The sequence below is a fragment of the Pseudomonas sp. S2_E02 genome, assembly GCF_054668355.1.
Window position 1 is genome coordinate 1172005 of the sequence record NZ_CP162761.1, and the last position, 20819, is coordinate 1192823.

General features: G+C 54.7%; 19 protein-coding genes. 8 read left to right on the top strand and 11 right to left on the bottom strand.

The genetic code is table 11. The features are described 5' to 3' along the window. Positions 1-38 precede the first annotated feature (38 nt). A complete protein-coding gene (locus AB4O01_RS05195; protein ID WP_093432626.1) occupies positions 39-554 on the top strand; it encodes a cupin domain-containing protein in 516 nt (171 codons plus the stop codon). 399 nt (positions 555-953) lie between these two features. Further along, positions 954-2081, top strand: a complete 1128-nt coding sequence (locus AB4O01_RS05200) for a hypothetical protein (RefSeq protein WP_150792738.1) — start codon at positions 954-956, stop codon at positions 2079-2081. 458 nt (positions 2082-2539) lie between these two features. On the opposite strand, the gene AB4O01_RS05205 is transcribed toward AB4O01_RS05200, so the two are convergent. Then, complete coding sequence (locus AB4O01_RS05205; protein WP_460092211.1) at positions 2540-3535, bottom strand: UvrD-helicase domain-containing protein; 996 nt, start codon at positions 3533-3535, stop codon at positions 2540-2542. A 125-nt stretch (positions 3536-3660) separates the two neighbouring features. Here AB4O01_RS05205 and AB4O01_RS05210 point away from each other — a divergent pair, with 125 nt between their 5' ends. Genes AB4O01_RS05210 through AB4O01_RS05220 form a run of 3 tightly spaced genes read left to right on the top strand, consistent with a single transcriptional unit; the run spans position 3661 to position 5367 of the window. After that, positions 3661-3882 carry a hypothetical protein gene (locus AB4O01_RS05210; protein ID WP_460090896.1) on the top strand — a complete coding sequence of 74 codons (222 nt, stop codon included), beginning with the start codon at positions 3661-3663 and terminating at the stop codon, positions 3880-3882. After that, complete coding sequence (locus tag AB4O01_RS05215) at positions 3879-4658, top strand: amino acid ABC transporter ATP-binding protein (RefSeq protein ID WP_460090897.1); 780 nt, start codon at positions 3879-3881, stop codon at positions 4656-4658. Before AB4O01_RS05210 ends, AB4O01_RS05215 begins: the two co-directional genes overlap by 4 nt. A 10-nt stretch (positions 4659-4668) precedes the next feature. Then, on the top strand, positions 4669-5367 hold the full coding sequence (locus tag AB4O01_RS05220) for an RraA family protein (RefSeq protein ID WP_460090899.1): 699 nt from the start codon (positions 4669-4671) through the stop codon (positions 5365-5367). Between the two features lie 365 nt (positions 5368-5732). Here the strand turns inward: AB4O01_RS05220 and AB4O01_RS05225 are convergent, their stop codons facing one another. From AB4O01_RS05225 to AB4O01_RS05235, 3 genes are all read right to left on the bottom strand, one after another. Beyond that, positions 5733-7679, bottom strand: a complete 1947-nt coding sequence (locus AB4O01_RS05225) for a methyl-accepting chemotaxis protein (protein ID WP_460090901.1) — start codon at positions 7677-7679, stop codon at positions 5733-5735. A gap of 208 nt (positions 7680-7887) precedes the next feature. Beyond that, entirely contained in the window at positions 7888-9123 is a 1236-nt protein-coding gene (locus AB4O01_RS05230) for an NAD(P)/FAD-dependent oxidoreductase (RefSeq protein WP_460090902.1), read from the bottom strand. A gap of 12 nt (positions 9124-9135) precedes the next feature. Next, complete coding sequence (locus AB4O01_RS05235) at positions 9136-9483, bottom strand: RidA family protein (RefSeq protein WP_137201191.1); 348 nt, start codon at positions 9481-9483, stop codon at positions 9136-9138. Between the two features lie 740 nt (positions 9484-10223). Here AB4O01_RS05235 and hisC point away from each other — a divergent pair. The 3 genes from hisC (at position 10224) to AB4O01_RS05250 (ending at position 12863) form a co-directional block, all read left to right on the top strand. Then, positions 10224-11360 (top strand): histidinol-phosphate transaminase, encoded by a 1137-nt coding sequence (gene hisC, locus AB4O01_RS05240; RefSeq protein ID WP_137201190.1) that lies wholly within the window; start codon positions 10224-10226, stop codon positions 11358-11360. Next, positions 11360-12097, top strand: coding sequence for a histidine utilization repressor (gene hutC, locus AB4O01_RS05245; RefSeq protein WP_191951332.1), 738 nt, complete (start codon positions 11360-11362; stop codon positions 12095-12097). The genes hisC and hutC (AB4O01_RS05245) overlap by 1 nt, the downstream gene beginning before the upstream one ends. A 532-nt stretch (positions 12098-12629) precedes the next feature. Then, on the top strand, positions 12630-12863 hold the full coding sequence (locus AB4O01_RS05250; RefSeq protein WP_244653397.1) for a hypothetical protein: 234 nt from the start codon (positions 12630-12632) through the stop codon (positions 12861-12863). Between the two features lie 442 nt (positions 12864-13305). On the opposite strand, the gene hutH is transcribed toward AB4O01_RS05250, so the two are convergent. The 7 genes from hutH to AB4O01_RS05285 form a co-directional block, all read right to left on the bottom strand. Then, positions 13306-14838: a histidine ammonia-lyase gene (gene hutH / locus AB4O01_RS05255; protein WP_192097912.1), complete on the bottom strand. Its 1533-nt coding sequence runs from the start codon at positions 14836-14838 to the stop codon at positions 13306-13308. Then, positions 14835-16526, bottom strand: a complete 1692-nt coding sequence (hutU, locus tag AB4O01_RS05260; RefSeq protein ID WP_191950679.1) for a urocanate hydratase — start codon at positions 16524-16526, stop codon at positions 14835-14837. The genes hutH and hutU overlap by 4 nt, the downstream gene beginning before the upstream one ends. 303 nt (positions 16527-16829) lie before the next feature. Next, positions 16830-17498 (bottom strand): histidine utilization repressor, encoded by a 669-nt coding sequence (gene hutC, locus AB4O01_RS05265; RefSeq protein ID WP_194733394.1) that lies wholly within the window; start codon positions 17496-17498, stop codon positions 16830-16832. Positions 17499-17700: 202 nt separating this feature from the next. After that, positions 17701-18465: an ABC transporter ATP-binding protein gene (locus tag AB4O01_RS05270; protein WP_460090903.1), complete on the bottom strand. Its 765-nt coding sequence runs from the start codon at positions 18463-18465 to the stop codon at positions 17701-17703. Between the two features lie 16 nt (positions 18466-18481). Continuing rightward, entirely contained in the window at positions 18482-19192 is a 711-nt protein-coding gene (locus tag AB4O01_RS05275; protein WP_460090904.1) for an ABC transporter permease, read from the bottom strand. Continuing rightward, a complete protein-coding gene (locus AB4O01_RS05280; protein ID WP_460090905.1) occupies positions 19189-19917 on the bottom strand; it encodes an ABC transporter permease in 729 nt (242 codons plus the stop codon). The genes AB4O01_RS05275 and AB4O01_RS05280 overlap by 4 nt, the downstream gene beginning before the upstream one ends. A gap of 55 nt (positions 19918-19972) precedes the next feature. Further along, positions 19973-20755 (bottom strand): transporter substrate-binding domain-containing protein, encoded by a 783-nt coding sequence (locus AB4O01_RS05285; RefSeq protein ID WP_460090906.1) that lies wholly within the window; start codon positions 20753-20755, stop codon positions 19973-19975. Positions 20756-20819 lie beyond the last annotated feature (64 nt).

Here is a 20819-nt window from a genome sequence, read left to right on the forward strand (position 1 = left end):
AGCTATAAAAAACCACCATAAAATCAAGGGGGCGGGCGATGATTCAACGTAAAGCAAGCACACAAGACGTGATCAATGCGCTGAATCTCGAGCCTCATCTCGAAGGCGGCTATTTTCGTAGAACCTATCAGTCAGACCATCGCGATTGGCTCGAAACCGCTGGCGGCCCACGTTACCTGATGACGTCGATCTACTATCTGCTGACCGAGCAATCACCGGTGGGCCAGTTTCATTTCAATCAGTCTGACATCCTGCATTATTTCCACTTGGGCGACGCACTCGAATACAGCCTGATCCATGCGGACGGTTCATTGCAGACAGTCATCATGGGCAACGATGTTCTCGCAGGACAGCGTTTGCAATTGCACGTACCGGGCGGCATCTGGAAAGCATCACGATTGCTGGACGGGACAAACGGATTTGGATTGATCAGTGAAGCGGTTTCGCCAGGATTTGATTTTGCCGACATGGAGATGGGGAATCGCCAGAAGCTCACGACAGCGTTTCCACAGCATCGAGCATTGATTGAAAAGCTGACGCGGGATGAGGATTGAGCGATGCAGATTCAAATGATTAATCAGGTTGGAGGGAAAGCCGGTTTGGAGCATTGCAGGAGAATGAAATCTCGCGGGCAACGTGGCTAATCTCGAAACATCTTGTTACGTGTAATGTATATTATGTTAAATCATATCCATTACAACGCCGCCGATTGATGTCTGTTTCCAGTTACCTACGAACGAAATTTCACAAAACCCCGAAACGTTCGAAATCATAGGTTTGACTCCACTTCTTAATCAGCTGGCCGAGATTGAGTTTCACAAAACTACGATCACTGACTCCTCCCAGAAGATTCCGCCTACAGCCACCATCTGATCTGAGCATGGGCTATAACTACATGAATGTCGTGACCGAACATCAGACCGTTGCGGATTATAGCCCGCGGGGAAAAATTCATGGCTGTGCCGTTTCGCCCATTTCCTATCTTCCCGCCTTACGATCGTTGGCACCCTAACGCCTCGGAAGAGTTTCCAGAGAATCATAGCGTTCGCCGTAGGCTGGAAGCCCTTGGAGTCGATTGCCTTCCATTTACGAGCGTTTGGTATTGCACAAGCTTCTTGGAAACGGCGGCTCACAGTTGGTCGTCCGGTCAGGCCGAATCTCGATATGGTCTTACGAGCAGAGTTTGTGAAAAAATGCTTAATTGGTCTTTCCTGAACGGCATGTGTCTACTGGACTGGGATCACGACAATTTCAGCAAATTCTTAATTTTTTTAAAGCAACCTCCTAATGCTTGGTGTTCTGAATCACCCCATACCAGATATATGTCGACACCTATTACCTCATACCGGGATTGGGAGCTGAATGATAAATGGCGACCGTTTTATCGGTTTATTGACAATGCTCAGGTCGGCATCCAAGGCCGGAGGGATATGCAGCGATCAGCGCAAATTGCCCGTGAATTTTTTGCCTTTTACATTTCTAAAACAGGAATCGCAAAACCAAACTGCGCGGCCCTTGTGCCGGCTGATTTTATTAATGAGGCGCCTCTTAACCGACCTTCAAAAATCCATAACCCATCTGAATTGAATTGGGCGTTCACCCAGGTTATGAAGAGCCCCACGCAGGTTCTTAGGTCAGAACAAGTTTTACTCTATATGGCAATTGCGCGATTTACAGTTATTCATGTTGGGCAGGTGCGATATTTAAATCAATTTTTCAAAGGATTAAATGGCAACTGGATGTTTCATAATGGCCAGTTAGGAGCTGCCACGATAGAGCTTTCTCCGGAATTCTCAGATTATCTTGAACGTTATTTCATTTATTATGGCATCAGCCTGAACGGCAATATCCCGGCAGTCCCCCTGTTTCCCACGAATGATGGGATGTTTGGCTATTCTCTAGATGCTATTCGGCGACATATGAATGATGTGGCAGGTATGTTGGCGGAAAAAGCCAGCAAAGACGACGACCCTCAAATTAGGTTGCTAGAAATGAGTCTAAAGCGCATTAGCTTTGCATCCATTCGACGGTCATCTGAGTATGACTCTATATTTCGGCGGCGTAATAGCCGCCGTAGCTGACTGCTCGATATCAAATTTTACTCGATCGTGCCACGAGCTAGCAGCACGATTGAATCATCACAATTCGACAAATTTAATTTTTTTGAGCTTTCTCGAAATGGTTTTTTGTATAGTTAGTAAAATAATGTGGACTCCTACCTGACGGCGACGCAGCCAATCAAAACTTTAGTCGGTTAGGCCTGACTTTTCCAATAATTGTGATGAGTAGTAAAGTCGTTTAATTAAATTAGCCTATGCCTAACTAAAAATCAGGCGATCGCTAACTTTTCTAATATTCGCCCTAACTGTAGTCCCTAAGCGTTGCTCTCCGAGCTTGTAGGTCGCGAATCAAGTCGCCCGCAATACGTCGGTCTTGACTTTGAAGGCCCCCCTCTCACGCCCTCGCGCTCCGCTGTGCTGTTCATAAGCATAGAGCTCTCGACGAATGCAGCGATCGATAGCAGCCCCCCTATTTTCAACTACGGTACCCACACTGGCAACTTGGAGTTTCCAGGTTTGTCGATGATGATCGCTAAGCTTTGCTTGGCTCGCGTAGCTGCAACATAAAAGGCAGCCGCCGGCGTTGATTCCAAGAAAATCTGCTTCTGAATGAAAGCCTTGATCGGCGCCGTTGGCATGATCAGCACACGCTCGAATGTGGCGCCTTTTGATACCTTAAAATTCATGAAGTCCCAAGCGAACTCCTTACCAGAAGCTATGGTGCTGCGGAGGCACTGAGGTCGGTATTGCTCGACGTATTGGTCGACATGTTTTGAGTGCACCAGGTAAACGCCATCATGTTCAGACACCACGTGGTTCTCAGACGTGGTTCCTGGGAAACCCCATGACTCATCAAAAATGGTATCAGAGAACGCCGCAATCTCGATTCTGCAGCGGTATGTCGTGGTCGCATAGTCAATGCTAAGCAGCCCTTCTTTTTCGCGTGCAAGGAACCATTCAAGTGCACCTGCATACCCAAATTGTTTATTTTTCTGTCCCCGAGGGTTTGTGGAGAGCACCGCTTGGCGCACGTCACCAACCATGCGGACGTCGATCCGGGACTCAAGTAATTCATGGACGATTTCCCAATCGTAGCCACTGAGATCCTGTACCTCGTCGATCAGAATTTCGTCGTAGAGACACTCCAGTCTGCGTATCAACGTTGGGGTGGCTGCCATAAGCTCCCGCGAGAGGCGGCCGAGTTCGCTTGCGTAGATTTGGTTGCTACCATCCATAAACCTTTGCCTGTCCTTCGCAAACATACTGGGACGTCCCTCGAAGTTGAAGCCCCCTACCCGCTCGCCTGGAAATTTGAACGGCAGGAATGGCTTTGCAAAATGGCGAAGCAAGAATGTGTACCAGCCAAATACTTCGATGTTGTGGCGATCGCCAGCTTGGGAACCGAGGCGATGGATCAGTTCCTGCTGATTGGTCTGGGTGAACGTGACAACGAGCACCCGCCGTTCGCTAGGCATGTCTTTGCAGTGATCGACCAGTCCTTGAGTCTTTCTGCCACCAGCGACAGCCAAGGTCAGAATGCTAGTTACGCCGGGTAACCCTACCCGGCGCCCTCACAGCAGCGGCGCCCTCCTTGATAAACATGATCATTAACGTCTGCAAGGAAACTGCGCTGCTGTCGATCATCACTGTGGCCGACCTGACTTTCGAAGTTCAGAAAATGGCGATAGAAACGTTTGCCTCGTTCGAGTCGATTCTGACGCTGGCGATAGGCTACTGGGTACTGATCGAAATTTTTTCCCGCTTGGGTCAACGTGCCGAATGCCATATCAATCGGCACCTGAATATGAAGAGAAGCGCATGAGTGAGTTTCTGGTAAGCATCGCCAATGTTCACAAAAGCTACGGCGATTTTGAAGTGCTGAAGAACGTCAGCCTGGGCGTCCAGCGCTCCGAAGTCATTTGTCTGATCGGCCCAAGTGGTTCGGGAAAAAGCACTCTCCTGCGCTGCATCAATTTTCTCGAAACTTATGACAAAGGATCAATCACCATTGGTGGCAAAATCATCGGCTACCAAGAGGCTGGTGGTAAACGCAAACTCATGCCCGCCCGCGAGCTTCGGGAGATGCGCCGCAGCATCGGCATGGTGTTCCAGCAGTTCAACCTTTGGCCGCACATGACCACATTGGAAAATGTTGCCGAACCGTTGCTGCGCGTTCAAAAGATGAATGCAATCGACGCGAAGGCTAAGGCACTGCGAATGCTTGAACGTGTAGGCCTGGCGCAAAAAGCCGAAAACTATCCAGCGGCTTTGTCTGGCGGCCAGCAGCAGCGTGTTGCCATTGCGCGAGCTTTGTCCATGGATCCGGCCTTGATGCTGTTTGACGAGCCCACCTCGGCACTAGATCCGGAGCTGGTGGGTGAAGTTCTGCAAGTGATGCGTGACCTCGCCAACGAAGGCATGACGATGGTGGTGGTCACACATGAGATGGGCTTCGCCGGCAAAGCCGCCGACAAAGTCGCGTTCTTGGACGGAGGGTGCATCGTTCAGTTCGGTACGCCACAACAGGTGCTAAAGGAAAGCGAAGAGCCGCGTTTACAACAATTTCTGCGGAGTTATCACGCGCGTAATGATTTTTGAAGAGCACCCCATGTCAGCCAGCTTGGCGGAGAAAGTCATGATCGGTTTCAGAATCAAAGCAAGTGGCGAAAAAATTTTGCCGCAATGGGTGGAAGCTTTCCGAGATCTGCCCGTCGCAAATATCAGCGACTGCATGGCGCGTATGACGGCAGGTGGCGCCGATCTTCGGGCTTTTTATAAAGGGCCACGCATGGTCGGCCCGGCCCTGACCGTCAAGACACGGCCGGGGGACAACCTGGTGGTACACAAGGCATTGGACGTGGCGGAACCAGGCGACATCTTGGTAGTAGACGCCGGTGGAGACCTGACCAACGCTTTGGTCGGCGAACTGATGATCGCCCATGCAACACACCGCAAACTCGGTGGGCTAGTGATCTCAGGTGCTATCCGTGACAGCGCAGAATTGCTGGCTGGCAGTTTTCCAGTCTTCGCCTTGGGAGTGACCCATAGAGGGCCATTCAGGGATGGGCCTGGAGAAGTCAATGTACCCATCGCCCTTCACGGAATGGTCATTTCCCCAGGTGATTTGGTATGTGGTGATGCCGACGGAGTGGTCAGCGTAGCGCGTCACGAGGTCGAGGAAGTCCATGCGCTGGCGCTGAAAAGAAATAACGATGAAGTGAAGTTGACGGCGCAGATCAACGCGGGCACGTCAGACCGGAGGTGGGTAGACGAACTACTGATTCGCAACGGCTGTTCGATTGAGTAGCTAATTGGTTTACGTTCAGGGCGCTTAGATCGAGGTTTAGGTTGAACCGCCTCGGATTTTCATACGCCCTAAATATTCGTTGCGGAGCGCTGTTCAAACCTTGGAGCGACTTCTCTATCTTGAACCTATCCAGACGTTTTAATCTTTAAAGCAACTCGAAGTAAGTGGATACATCGTTACGAGCATCCTGCCACATGGTGATTTTCTGATCTGACTCGCTTAGTACACTAGAAAATACTCTGGAGCTGATCAACCGCCACTAACACACGACACTCAAGGCCCTGATCAATCATGCAGCGGAGAATCGTCACCTGAGCATCTCCGCTTACATGACTTATCGTGGCCGCGTCAAAAATCAACACAAGCTAGAACTTGAAGCGCCCCACCAGCCCTTTCAGTTGACCAGAAATATCCGTCAGGCGAGCCGAACCGGTGTGCGCCGACTGCGCAAACCTTTCAACCAACTGGGCATCGGCATGGATTTGTGAAATGTGTCGGTTGATATCTTCGGCAACCTGATGCTGCTCCTCTGCCGCAGTGGCGATCTGAGCGTTCTGATCGCGAATCGAGTCCACCGAGTCGCGGATCTTGTCAAAACTGTCGCGCGCCTGCTGGATACATTCAACGCTGGTTTGCGAAACCTCCAGGCTCCGTTGCATATGCTGGGTGACCTCCTTAGTTCGCCGCGCGAAGTTGCCGAGCAAGATGTCGATCTCGCCGGTTGAGTCTGCAGTACGTCGTGCCAAGGCACGTACTTCGTCGGCCACCACCGCAAATCCACGGCCTTGGTCACCAGCGCGTGCGGCTTCAATCGCGGCATTAAGCGCCAACAGATTGGTCTGCTCCGCGATCGAGCGAATGGTATCGAGGATGGTGTTGATGTTCTTACTGTCCTGGTCGAGCATCTGCATGGTAACTGCCGACTGCTGCAGGTCGTCACTCAATTTAAGAACGCTGCCCGTGGCCTCACCAATCTGCCGTTGCCCGTCGTGCACCTCCCGATAACCGACGTCCGCGCTGGAAGCGGCATGACTGCAAGAGCGGGCCACTTCGTTAGAGGTAGCGACCATCTCGTTGAAAGCTGTGCTCACCAACTCAACTGCTTCGCGCTGGCGCACTGCGGCGCTGTTCATGTTACTGGCCACTTGACTGGTGTCCGCAGCGACCTCTTGCAAATCGGAGGAAGCGCTGCCAATGCGCCGCATCAGTTGCGCGATCATGCCAAGGAACTGGTTGAACCAACCAGCCAAAGTGGCGGTTTCGTCCTTGCCCCGCACTTCCAGTTCGCGGGTCAGGTCGCCCTCCCCTTCGGCGATTTCCTGCAGGCCATCGGCAACGCCGCGAATCGGTCTAACGATCACACCGGCGAAGCTCGCGCCGACGATGGCAAAGATGATTGCCAACACGGCGGCGATCAGTGCGATCAACCCTGTCAGATTGGTGGCCTGAGCCATGACTTCGTCGCGTTTGATCAGCCCGATGAAGCGCCAGCCCAGGCTTTCAGAACTGACCACATTGACCATGTAGGGCACGCCATCGATCTCAACCTGGGTCACGCCATCGCCACTCTTTGCCAGCTCGGTATAGCCGGGGCCCAGATCGGCTAGGGGCTTGAAACTATTTTTGGCATTCGCCGGATCGACCAGAACGTTGCCGTTGGCTTCGACCATCATCAGGTACCCGCTGTCGCCCAGCTTGATGGTTTTAACCAGTTCAGTCAGTTGCTTGAGCGAGACGTCCACGCCGACGACACCCACAGGGTTGCCGCTGGGGTCGGCGAAAGCGCGAACCGTGCTGACCAGCACCATGTCATCCGGTGCCCAATAGTAAGCGCTCGTGCGCACGGTTGAGCCTGGCGCGGCCGCCACGGCGGTCTTGTACCAAGGACGTACTCGGGGGTCGTAGCTGGCCATTTTCGGGTCGTCGGGCCAACCGGCAAAGCCGCCGTCTTTGAGCCCCAGGGAAATAGACGCAGTGGTCGGATGGGTCTCGGCAAATCTATCGAAAATAGCCTGGAGTCGCTGATCCGCTTCGGTCACAGGCGTTTGCTCAGCATTGGCCGCGGTATAGTTTTTCAATCCCTTGACGGTGGCGATTCGAGGATCCTTGGCCAGGTATTCGACGTTTTGGCGGATGCTTTCAAAGAACTGCTTCATACCGTTATCGATCTGGCGAATTTCACGACCGCTGCTATCCAGGAAATTGGCCTGTGCCGCGCTCCGCAAGTTCAATACGACAAGCACCGCAACCAGAATCACCGGAAGGCAGGCGATGGCGGCAAATACCCATGTCAGCTTCTGTTTGATGTTCATGACTTCTCCAGCGGGTATTTATGAGGAGTTAGGGCGAGCCGATGGAACGGATATACCGCCTGAAATCAGAACAGCGCCCACGACGACTGCCACGAAATCTGCAAGGCAGCGTCCGTAGATAAAAATCAGTGTTGTTTTCCTGTCAGGCAGGTTCTCGCCCGTTAGTCCGACGGAGATGGGCGAGAAAGTTCATGCACTGCTGCTCAGCTCAGAAACGTCCGGGAGCAAAGGGTGCCGGATCGACCACAGGCGCCTCGCCCATCATCACTTCTGCGAGCAGTCGACCGCTGACCGGGCCTAGCGTAAATCCTTGATGGGCGTGGCCGAAATTGAACCAGAGCCCTTTATGCAAGGGCGCCGCGCCGATCACCGGCTTCATGTCTACAGTGCAGGGTCTGGCGCCGCTCCAAGGCGTGCGCTCCACCTGGGGGCCTAAGGCTAATAACTGCCGTGCGGCCCGCTCGGCCTTGCCCAGTTGCACCGGTGTTGGAGGTGCACTCAAGCTGGCGAATTCCGCCCCCGTTGACAGGCGAATACCGCGCTTCATCGGCGCCAGCATGTAGCCTTGTTCGGTATCCAGCACCGGGCGGCTCAATGTCGCGCCATCGGCAAAGTGAGCGTGGTAACCACGCTTAACGAACAACGGAATGCGGTAGCCCAACTCGCCAAGCAGTTCGTGAGCCCAAGGGCCCAACGCCACGACCACCTGTGACGCGCCGACTGATCCAGAATCGGTGTCTACGCTCCAACCGGCTCCCGACTGACGCAACGATCGCGCATCGCCACGCAAAATATCCCCACCTTCACGAACGAACAGATCGGCATAACGCTGCACCAACTCACCCGGCTCAATGCACGTCCAGGGTTGCAGCCAATGAATGCCCCCCACCAATGCATCGCTCAACGCTGGTTCCGCCGTTCTGAGCGCGACACCGTCCAGATGCTCAGACAACACGCCGTGTGCACTCACGCGTACCGCGCGCTCCACCGCCTCATCGAATTGCTGTGGGCTACGAAAAGCCTGGATCCACCCTTTGCGCACGATCAGGTTTTGCGAACCGCTTTGATCAATCAACTCCGAATGCTCGCTGATCGAGTGCTCAATCAGCGTGCGAAAGGCATCTGCAATGGCCTGGTAATGCCTAGGCGCGGAGTTGGCCCAATACCTGACCAAGGCAGGCACGTATTCAGGCATCGCGCGCAAATGGTAATTGACGCCAATGTCACGCTTGGCTGCCACGTTTATCAGGCTGGCAAGATCCCTCGGGAACGCATAAGGCTCAATGGCCTCACGCTGAATGATGCCTGCGTTGCCGAACGACGTTTCACGCCCCGGCAAACCTTTGTCCACCAGCGTCACCGCGCAGCCACGGCGTTGCAAATGCAACGCCGTGCATACGCCGACAATGCCGGCACCCAGTACCACCACTTGTTTTTCGTTCACGCTGCCTCCGAATCAAGCACGCTGTTGCGCGATGACACTGATCTCGACCAATGCATCGACCACAAGGCCGGCGCAGACGGTCGCGCGCACTGGCAGGTTGGCCGTGAAGAATGATGCATAAGCCCGATTGAATTCGGCGAAATTACTCCGGTCGGTCAGGTACACGGTAACGCTGACAACATCGTCCAGCGACAGCGATTCGGCTTCCAGCGTCTGGGCAATACGCATCAAGGTCAAACGTGTTTGCGCTTCGATACCTTCAGGAAAGCTACCGTCCTCACCAAAAGGCAATTCGCCAGACAAAAAAACCAGGCCCTGGCTGTGGCGGACTTTGGAAAAGGGCAGATTACTAACGGTCATGGCAGTTCTCTCTTGGGTAATTCAAGGAGGCGCCCATCAACGAGCACCGGTTGTGAATCATCGATTCGACTTCAGCGGTTTTTACGGTAGGCCATTGAGTCATGCATACGCTTGAGCACGTGTTCCCCCTCGCGGACAACGGACAGATAGATCAGGAGCGAACAGCGGCTTGAGATCATGTCGACTCGTTGCTTAATAGGTTCAGGAGGGGTGAAACATATGTTTTAGCCTGAAACACCAATCATGTATATACAGGATTAAGCATTTATCATGCCGCTCGATCAAAAAATGCGCCATAAGCCTAAGGTAGAGCGACTTACCCTCCTCTCGCGATTAGAACGCTTTAGGTGCCCCGACACTAAAGGTTTCGTTTTTTCCCACCAGGCATCATGGGTAACACTCCAAGCGCAACCAGCGGTTACATAAGGCTAAAAAGTAGCGATCATCAGCCTGGTCAACTTCGCTAGAAACAAGCCTGAACTGCGGAATCAAAAGCAGCTCAGACATATTGGCCTGCATCTTGCCTTACCGGTATATACAGGCACATACAGATGTCTGCTGCGTGATCATCCTGCTCCCCAAGGATGTTACTCATGAATGTACTGATACCGCTCAGCCCCATTCAACGACCAGCCGTACGAGATCAGCCATAACGCCGAATAGCCGCGTCTGCAGCAACTCTTGCAGAACTGCCTAGATCGTAATGCCTACCAGCAAGACACTAATGAGGTTAACCCTGTATGAATGCCAATGACTTGAACCTGCTTGCCCGCGCAGAAGTGCGCGAATTGGCCAGTTACAACGCCGGCCTCGCCTCGGATGCTGTGCGCAAGCGTTTCGGCCTGACTCGCGTCGCCAAACTAGGCAGCAACGAAAACCCGATGGGCACAGCACCCGCCGTTAGCGCCGCAACGGCTCGAGCTTGCAGCGAAATTGCGCTATACCCCGATGCTGGCTGCCAGGCATTACGCTCTGCACTCTCGAAAAAGCTCGACGTACCCGAGAATCAATTGGTGTTCGGCAACGGCTCGGAAGATTTGCTGAGCGTCATCAGCCGCGTGTTTTTAGACCACGATGACGAAGTAGTTACCGTGGTGCCATCTTTCGGGTTGCACTTCATATACCCAATGGCAGCCGGTGCCCGGGTGGTAGGTGTTCCCATGACCGACAGAGGCACCTTCGATGTAGCGGCAATGATCGCTGCACTCACCCCCCACACCCATGTGCTGATGTTTTCATGCCCGTCAAATCCGGTCGGCTGCACCTTAAGCGCCGACGAGTTGCAGCAACTGCTCGACGCATTGCCCTCGAAGTGTCTGCTGGTGTTTGATGAGGCCTATTACGAATACGCGCAGTGGGAGGCCGAGTACCCAGATTGCCTCGGTTTGATTCAGGCCAGCGGCAAACCGTTTATCCTGCTGCGGACTTTCTCCAAGGCTTATTCCCTGGCAGGTTTGCGCATCGGCTACGGTATCGTCAGCGATCCACTGCTGGCAGATCTGATTAACCGCCTGCGCACCCCGTTCAACGTCAACAGCGTGGCACAAGCTGCAGCGATTGCGGCACTGGCAGATGATGGTCATCTAAACGCCTGCCTATCCCATGTCGCCAGCGAACGCCAGCGGCTGGAAGTAGCGCTGCACGAGCAAGGCATTACGACCGCACCGTCCTTGGCCAACTTCCTGTTTTTTAGCACGCCTTATCCGGCCGAAGTAATCAACCAAGCACTGCTGCGTGAAGGGGTTATCATAAAACCGTGGCGCGAAGTTGGATACACTGAGTACTTGCGCGTCTCTGTCGGAAGCTGTGAGGATAACGACCTTTTCCTCCAAGCACTGGCAAGCGTCCTTGCCGCACTTGAAACACGGACTGACTAATGATCAAAAATGCACCACAAGCGCTCTACCGGCGTGCAAAGGATTATGTGCAAGACCAACTTCGCGCGGGCGTTTGGAAACCTGGTGACCTGATTTCTTCAGAAAACCAACTGGTGCAAGAACTGGGCATTTCGCGCATGACCGTCAACCGGGCCTTACGCGAACTGACCGAAGAAGGTCATCTGGTCAGGATTTCAGGCGTTGGCACGTTCGTAGCCGAAAGCAAACCGCAATCAAACTTGCTGCGTATCACGAACATTGCCGACGAAATCCTCGCCAGAGGTCACAGTTACACCTGCCGTGTGCTGCACTTGGGGCGCGAATCGGCCTCAATGCCGGTGGCCTCCGCATTGGGCCTGACCACCGGTTCTTCAGTTTTTCATCTAGTCTGTGTTCACAGCGAAGAAGGCGTGCCCGTGCAACTCGAGGATCGTTACGTCAATCCCGAGCTGGTGCCAGAATTTCTGAAGCAAGACTTTGGTGAGCACCTGCAACCGGCAAAGTACCTGTTGCGGGTCATCAAGCCCGACGAGATGGAACACATCGTCGAAGCCTGTCATCCCAGCAACGAAGAAAGCAAGCACATGCAAATCGATGGTAATGAACCTTGCCTGGTGCTCATACGCCGAACCTGGAGTCAGAGCAAAATCGTCACCTATGTTCGCTTAGTACACCCGTCCTCACGCTATCGCCTAGGCAGTCGCCTGCCAGTAAATGGGGCGCATAGAGACAGTTGAGGCCTGAAGGCACTTGATGAATTGAACCATCATGATTTGGGATGAACACGTAATTTCCGCAGCTTCGTTTGAGCCGAGGATCAACGCCGAATCTCAGGAGTTACTCCCCTTGAAGTCAGGCTACCTGCTATTTTTTGCTTGTTCACCGGCTGCTTCATGCTGCGTCCGATCCGCGAGTACACGGGCATAACGGCGGGCGTGGAGAGTTTGCAATGGCTGCCCGCTGATACGCTGGCATGAGATCAGCGGTGCAGGACGCCCCAGCGCCACTTCGATGGATAGTCTGAGCAATCCTATACGCGCAACCCTTTCAGCGGCTTGACGCGAGTCCTGAAGTCGCCCTACCTAATCTGTATATCAAGCTCTGTGGTGCTGCTCGCAAATCTTCACTTAGAACAAGCACGCTTGCTGCGTTAATATTTTCGTGATCGTCTGCCTCAGATTCGCGTATTCGGAATCATTAATTTCATTGTCCCGGCTGGCGCCCCATTCTCGCAGCTATTCATGACAGGCCGCTTGGCGGGAGGCTGGGATGCGCATGCTTCTGGCGATCGCGCCGCTGCTGATGTGCATTGACTTGATTGGGCTCGCGCTGACACCAAGTTTCATCATCCTCGCTGCCCTAATAACCGTAAGCCGCATCGGCGAATATGTCTTCGCCCGCCCAAGTCGGGAGATGCTCTTCGCGCCACTCGACGACAAGAGTAAATACAAGGCCAAAAACGTCAACGATACCGTCGTTTATCGCGCAGGCGATGCCATTTAGCGGGGTCAAAAGTGCGCTTGATATGTTGGGCCAAGGTGGCGACTAGCTTGCGGTTGTCGGTACTGTGCGCGCACCGCTCCGGGGCTGTCTGGGATGGAGGCTTGGCAAGCAGGTAGATGAATCGAATGCTAACAGCTCCGATTGTGCTGCCGGACACTCCGACGCGAAGTTTGCCGGCGGAAAGGGCGGGCGTTTAGATATTCTGTAACATCGCTTCAGCGAAAATGCAGCGGTCATAGACATCGCCCTGAGACTCAAACTCTCAGGCGGTGGCTGTCGTGAATTTTCATGTACTACAAACGCGAAAAAGCTCCACAGCTACAACGACTGCCTGCCGCCAATAGCTGTAGAGCAAAAAACTGCATAAATACTGTAGCTAATGTGCGGGATTACTCGGCCAATTCAGCTCACCCGAGTCAGGGGCCATAGGCCCCTCCTCCGATTACAAGCTAGGTAGCAACTTCGGCAACACCAGTTCGCTCAAGAGACGGGAGGCCAACAGCTCGCTCGCCGCGTTGATATCCGGCGCGAAGAAGCGATCTTTCTCGTAGTAGGCCACTTTGCTGCGAAGACTGGTGCGAGCAAGCTCCAGCTTCGCCGAGGTCTTCAGACCTTCGCGCAAGTCTAGGCCCTGGCAGGCAGCTAGCCACTCTACGGCGAGCACGCCACGGGTGTTTTCAGCCATTTCCCACAACCGCTTGCCGGCTGCTGGAGCCATGGACACGTGGTCTTCCTGATTCGCGGAAGTCGGCAGGCTATCTACCGAATGCGGATGCGCCAGCGCCTTGTTCTCACTTGCCAGCGCCGCTGCGGTAACTTGGGAGATCATGAAACCGGAGTTCACGCCGCCATTAGCCACCAGGAACGGCGGCAGTTGAGACATATGCTTGTCCATCATCAGCGAAATGCGACGCTCGCTCAGGGAACCGATTTCAGCGATGGCCAATGCCATGTTGTCCGCAGCCATGGCCACAGGCTCGGCGTGGAAGTTACCACCGGAGATTACATCGCCTTCGGCAGCGAAGACTAACGGGTTGTCGGAGACGGCGTTAGCTTCGACGACTAACACTTCGGCGGCTTGACGGAACTGGGTCAGACACGCTCCCATGACTTGCGGCTGGCAACGCAGGGAGTACGGATCCTGAACCTTGCCGCAGTTCTGGTGCGAATCAGAAACTTCACTGCGTTCGCCCAGCAAGTCACGGTAAGCGCTAGCGGTGTCGATCTGGCTTTTTTGTCCACGAGCGGCATGGATGCGAGCGTCGAACGGCGAGCGCGAGCCCAAGACTGCTTCAACTGTCAAACCACCAATGACCAGTGCGCCAGCGAACAGATCTTCGCCCTCGAACAAACCACGCAATGCGTATGCGGTAGACACCTGTGTGCCATTGAGCAACGCCAGACCTTCTTTGGCAGCCAGTGTCAGTGGAGTCAGACCGGCGATTTTCAGGGCCTCGGTCGCCTCCAGCCATTCGCCTTTGTAACGAGCCTTGCCTTCGCCCAGCAGCACCAGCGACATGTGGGCCAAAGGCGCCAGGTCGCCGGATGCGCCGACCGAACCTTTCAACGGAATGTGCGGATAAACCTCGGCGTTGATCAATGCGATCAGCGCTTCGATAACGACGCGGCGAATGCCGGAGAAGCCACGGCTCAGACTGTTGACCTTGAGCACCATAACCAGTCGGACTAGCGCATCGCTGATCGGCTCGCCAACACCGGCAGCGTGGGACAGAACCAACGAGCGCTGGAGGTTCTCCAGGTCATGGGTGGCGATGCGGGTCGAGGCCAGCAGGCCGAAACCGGTATTGATACCGTAGGCGGTGCGGTTCTCGGCGAGGATCTGTTCCACGCAGGCAACGCTGGCTTCAATCTGGGCCGAAGCGCTGTTGTCGAGGGTAATTTTCACCGGGTGCTGGTAGACATCACGCAGTTGGGCAAGGCTCAGTTGGCCTGGGATGATATTGAGTGTGTTCATGCTTTGGCTCCTTTAACAGGGGTGATCATTGGCAGGTTCAAGCCTTGCTCTTTGGCGCAATCTATTGCGATCTGGTAACCCGCATCGGCGTGACGCATGACCCCGGTTGCCGGGTCGTTGTGCAGCACGCGTGCAATTCGCTCAGCCGCCTCGTCAGTACCGTCGCAGACAATCACCATGCCCGAGTGCTGGGAGAAGCCCATGCCGACGCCGCCGCCGTGGTGCAGGGAAACCCAGGTCGCGCCGCTCGCGGTGTTCAGCAGAGCGTTTAGCAGTGGCCAGTCGGACACGGCGTCGGAACCGTCCTGCATCGATTCGGTTTCGCGGTTTGGGCTGGCAACAGAGCCGGAATCCAGGTGGTCGCGACCGATGACGATTGGCGCCGACAATTCACCGCTACGCACCATTTCGTTAAATGCCAGGCCGAGCTTGGCACGCAGGCCCAGGCCAACCCAGCAGATACGTGCCGGCAGACCCTGGAAGCTGATGCGTTCGCGGGCCATGTCCAGCCAGTTGTGCAGGTGCGCGTCGTCCGGAATGAGTTCTTTGACCTTGGCGTCGGTTTTGTAGATGTCTTGCGGATCGCCCGACAGTGCAGCCCAACGGAATGGGCCGATGCCTCGGCAGAACAGCGGCCGGATGTAGGCCGGTACGAAACCCGGGAAGTCGAAGGCATTTTCCACGCCTTCTTCCTGCGCCATCTGACGGATGTTGTTGCCGTAGTCGAAGGTCGGAATGCCCATTTTCTGGAATTCGAGCATCGCTTTAACGTGCACGGCCATCGATTGCTTGGCGGCTTTCACCACGGCAGTAGGTTCCGTCTTGGCGCGAGCGCGGTAATCTTCCCAACTCCAGCCGGCTGGCAAATAACCGTTGAGCGGGTCGTGGGCGCTGGTCTGGTCGGTGACCATGTCCGGGCGCACGCCACGCTTGACCAGTTCCGGCAGAATCTCCGCCGCGTTGCCCAGCAGCGCGATGGAAATCGCCTTGCCTTCTTTAGTGTATTTGGCGATGCGGGCCAGAGCGTCGTCTAGGTCAGTGGCTTGCTCGTCGACATAGCGACTATTCAAACGGAAATCGATGCTGACTTGCTGGCATTCGATGTTCAGCGAGCAAGCGCCGGCCAGGGTCGCGGCTAACGGCTGGGCCCCACCCATACCGCCGAGGCCTGCGGTCAGCACCCAACGACCCTTGAGGTCATCGTTATAGTGCTGGCGACCGGCTTCGACGAAGGTTTCGTAGGTGCCCTGGACGATGCCCTGGCTGCCAATGTATATCCAGCTGCCGGCGGTCATCTGGCCGTACATGGCCAGGCCTTTGGCGTCGAGTTCGTTGAAGTGCTCCCAGTTCGCCCAGTGCGGCACCAGGTTGGAGTTGGCGATCAGTACGCGCGGAGCGTTGCTGTGGGTCTTGAACACGCCGACCGGCTTGCCGGATTGCACCAGCAGGGTCTCGTCGTCGTTCAGATTGGTCAGGCTCTCGACGATCTTGTCGTAGCACTCCCAGTTACGCGCCGCACGACCGATACCACCGTAAACCACCAGTTCTTTAGGGTTCTCGGCCACTTCCGGGTCGAGGTTGTTCATCAACATGCGCAGTGGAGCTTCAGTCAGCCAGCTTTTGGCCGTCAGCTTATTACCACGCGCGGCGCGGATTTCGACATTACGGAAATGGGATGGCTTGCTCACCGGTAATCCTCTTGAATGACTTTCTCAGCCTATTTATTGGTTTAGCACTACAGATCGCACATAAATATAATCATGTATATACAACCATGATCAAGCGAAATTTTGCTCACCTGTTATTTGTCTTTTGTGACTCGTTCATTCAGCGGAGCTGCGCCTATTGCAGATCAAGGGCAAGGCTACTTGAAGAGATGGTCATGACAGCGAAGTGATGGGATTCAGCAATTCGACAGCCCTGCGCTGTCGCAGGTTATTGCAGGCAACCGAGGCGGCCGGCCCCGTAAGCGCGACAGGCTCAGCCCCAAGTTATGCACCGAATCGCCCCTCCAGACGGTGCCGTGAACCTGGCAGAATCAGGCGCGTAGACGTGACAGACAGATAGCCAGACCAAGTCCGCCGACGAATCAACAAGCACGCATCATGAGGCGCGATCTGCAACAGCCTGCACTCCTCCTCGTCGGCCAGGATCGCCTCGACTACATGCTCACCTTCGGTCAGAGGAGCGACCTTGGAAAGATACGCATAAGGCGTCTGAGTCACGAAATTCTGCCGCAGATAATCCGGAGCCACTGCCGCGTTTACGTAGCGATCCTCCAATTGCACCGCCACATTATTCTCGTAGTGCGCGATCAGAGAATGAAACACCCGCTGCCCTTCGCGCATTTCCAGCGACAAGGCTTGTTCAGCGCTAACCCCCTCCTCACATAGGAGAATCACCGTGCAGTGGTGGCGATGGTCACGCTCGCTGATCTCATCAGCAATATTGTTGACGGCAAATAAAGCCGATTGACCTTTGCGCTCGGCTACGAACGTCCCCACCCCTTGCATGCGCACTAACACACCATTGGCGGTGAGCTCACTAAGAGCACGGCTTATAGTCATGCGACTCAATCCAAGCTCCTGAGCCAGCTCGCTTTCCGAAGGTATACGTTCGTGAGCCGACCATGTGCCACTCAAGATCAATTGGGTGATCATATGTTTGACTTGCGCATAGAGTGGCGCGGGCGAATCACTGGGCTGATCGACCCACGGAGAAAAATTCCGCGATTTATTCGACACGTGGCTCTCCTCGTCAACTGGACAGCGGCCCTATCCCACTTTAAACGCTCGACCGAGCGGGTAGAGAGCGCGCGAAGGAGCATCCGAGCGACCGAGCAGTCGCTCGAAAGCATTTCGGTTACTTCAGATTGCCACTGAGGAACTGCTGAAGGCGCTCGCTTTTGGGATTGCCCAGGACATCTTCAGGGAAACCCTGCTCTTCCACGAGCCCTTGATGGAGGAACAAGACCTGGCTCGACACCTTGCGCGCGAAGCTCATCTCATGGGTCACCATAATCATGGTTCGGCCTTCTTCGGCCAGACCTTGGATAACCTTAAGCACCTCGCCCACCAACTCCGGATCCAGCGCCGAAGTCGGCTCGTCAAACAACATAATCTCCGGCTCCATGGCCAGGGCTCGGGCAATAGCAACGCGCTGTTGCTGCCCTCCGGAGAGAAAGGCCGGGTATTGATCGGCGACACGCGGCGGCAAACCTACCTTGTCCAGATAACGTCGGGCTCGCTCCTCCGCATCCTTTTTACTAACACCCAGTACCCGGCGAGGGGCCATCGTAATGTTGTCGAGCACTGTCATGTGGCTCCACAGGTTGAAATGCTGAAACACCATCGCAAGCCTTGTGCGCAGACGCTGAAGTTCATCTGCGTCGGCCACATGCATGCCGTGGCGGTCATGCCTCATCCGGATCAGCTGGTTATCCAGGCCCATGGCGCCGTCGTTGGGAGTTTCCAAAAAGTTGATACAACGCAAGAAGGTGCTCTTGCCCGACCCACTGGCGCCGATCAGGCTGATCACATCGCCTGTCTTGGCATTAAGCGAAACACCCTTAAGTACTTCGTGATTGCCATAGCTTTTATGCAGGTTTTCAACGGTCAATTTGTACATGCTCTAACATCCTGAATTAATGAGCCGGGCCGAGGAAAGACAGCCAACGGCGTTCAGCCAGACGGAACAGGCCAACCAGAGAGAAAGTGACTGCGAGGTAAATCGCGGCGGCGATACCGAACGATTGGAATGTCAGGAACGTTGCTGAATTGGCATCCCGGGCAACCTTGAGAATGTCTGGCACAGTCGCGGTGAACGCGACCGTGGTCGAGTGCAGCATCAGTATTACTTCGTTGCTGTAGTTCGGCAGCGATCGGCGTAGCGCAGACGGCATGATGATGTAGGCATACAACTTCCAACCGCGCAGTCCGAATGCCTTAGCCGCTTCGACCTCACCATGATTCATGTTGCGGATCGCCCCGGCGAAGATTTCCGTGGTGTAGGCGCAAGTGCTCAAGGCGAAGGCAAGAATGGTGCAGTTGATTGCATCGCGGAAGAATGCGTCGAGCATGGGTTGCGAACGCACCGCTGCGAGGCTGTAGATACCGGTGTAACAGATCAGCAGCTGTATATACAGCGGCGTACCGCGAAACAAGTAAGTATAGAACTGCACAGGCCAGCGCACCCATACGTTGCTTGAGACCCTGGCAATCGACAGCGGAAGCGCCATCAAAAAGCCTATGAAAAGCGAAGCGCTGAGCAGCCACAGGGTCATCGCTAACCCGGTGATGTGATAACCATCGCTGTAGAGGAAAGGCTTCCAGTATTCCTGTAGAAGTTCAATCATCGCACGGCCTCCCGGGTGCCTGCGGCGTAGAGGATTTCCAGCCGGCGCAAAACGTAGTTCGATGCAGTGGTGATGACCAGATAGATCAAGGCCGCCAGCACCAGGAAGAAGAACAGTTGATAGGTGGTCTTGCCGGCGTCTTGAGCAACTTTCACCAGGTCAGCCAGACCAATGATCGAGACCAGCGCGGTGGCCTTGAGTATGACCATCCAGTTATTGCCGATACCCGGTAAGGCAAAACGCATCATCTGCGGGAACAGTACGAAGCGGAAACGCTGCGCTCGGGTAAGGCCGTAAGCAGTGGCCGCTTCCATCTGGCCGCGAGGTACGGCGAGGATGGCACCTCGAAAAGTCTCGGTGAAATACGCACCATAGATAAAGCCCAAGGTGATCACGCCGGCACTGAATGGATTGATCTCGATGTAATCCCACCCCAAGGCTGCGGTCAGCTTGGTGAGCCAGGTTTGCAGGCTGTAGAAGATCAGCAGCATCAGAACCAGATCCGGCACTCCACGAATCAGCGTGGTGTAGGCCTGCGCGGGGACGCGCAATATTGCCGACTTCGAAAGCTTGGCACTGGCACCGATCAGGCCCAAGACAACGCTTAGCAGCAGGCAAAGGAAGGATAACTTGACCGTCATCCAGGTGCCTTGCAGCAACAGTGGGCCAAAGCCCTTGAGGCTGAAGCCCGACAGCCCCAGCATCTGCAATAGGTTTTCTAACATGGGGAAACCCTTCGTAAATCAGGAAAACGCCCATTCGTGAATGGGCGCAGCGTCGTTATTTCCCGCTGTAAATGTTCTGATCACCAAAGTGTTTCTTTTGGATGGCCGCGTAGGTGCCGTCGTCGTGCAGCGCTTGTATGCCTTTATCCACTAGGGTTTTTAGCTCGCTATTGCCTTTGAGCAGACCTATCGCAGTTTTTGCTGGCAGCAGTTCGTGATGGACTGGCTTGCTCACCTCAAAGTCGGCGCCTTGCGGGGACTTCAGGAAACCCATTTCAGCTTGCAGCATGTTCTGAATCGAGGCATCGAGGCGTCCCGTGACTAGGTCAGCATAAACCTGATCCTGGTTGGCGTAGGCCTGGGTTTTTACCCCGGCCTTATTCAGCACGGCCTTGGCGTAGGCCTCCTCGGTGGTGCCTTGCTCATAACCTACGGTTTTGCCAGCCAGCGTCTTGACGTCTTCGCTCAGGCCCGAGCCCTTCTTGAAGACGAAGGACGTAGGCACCGAGAACAATTCGTTGGAGAAGTCGATGACTTTTTCCCGCGAAGAAGTCACGGTCATGGCAGATATCACGCCGTCGAATTTATTGGCCCTGAGGCCGGGAATCATGCCGTCGAAATCGCTTTCTACCCATTTGCACTTGACCTTCAGTTCAGCGCAAATCGCGTTACCCAGATCAATATCAAAGCCCACAAGGCTGCCGTCGGCTGCCTTGGATTCGAAGGGTGCATAGGATGGGTCGACTCCAAAGCGCAACTCTTTGTACTCCTTGGCCACGGCAGTACCAGCCGCCGCGCACAGAGCCAATACTGATAAGGTCAAAATAGATTTTTTCATTGTTTTTATTCCTAATAACCAACAGAAGCGCTTGGGCGCACGAGTACAGTTATGGAGCGCGTGT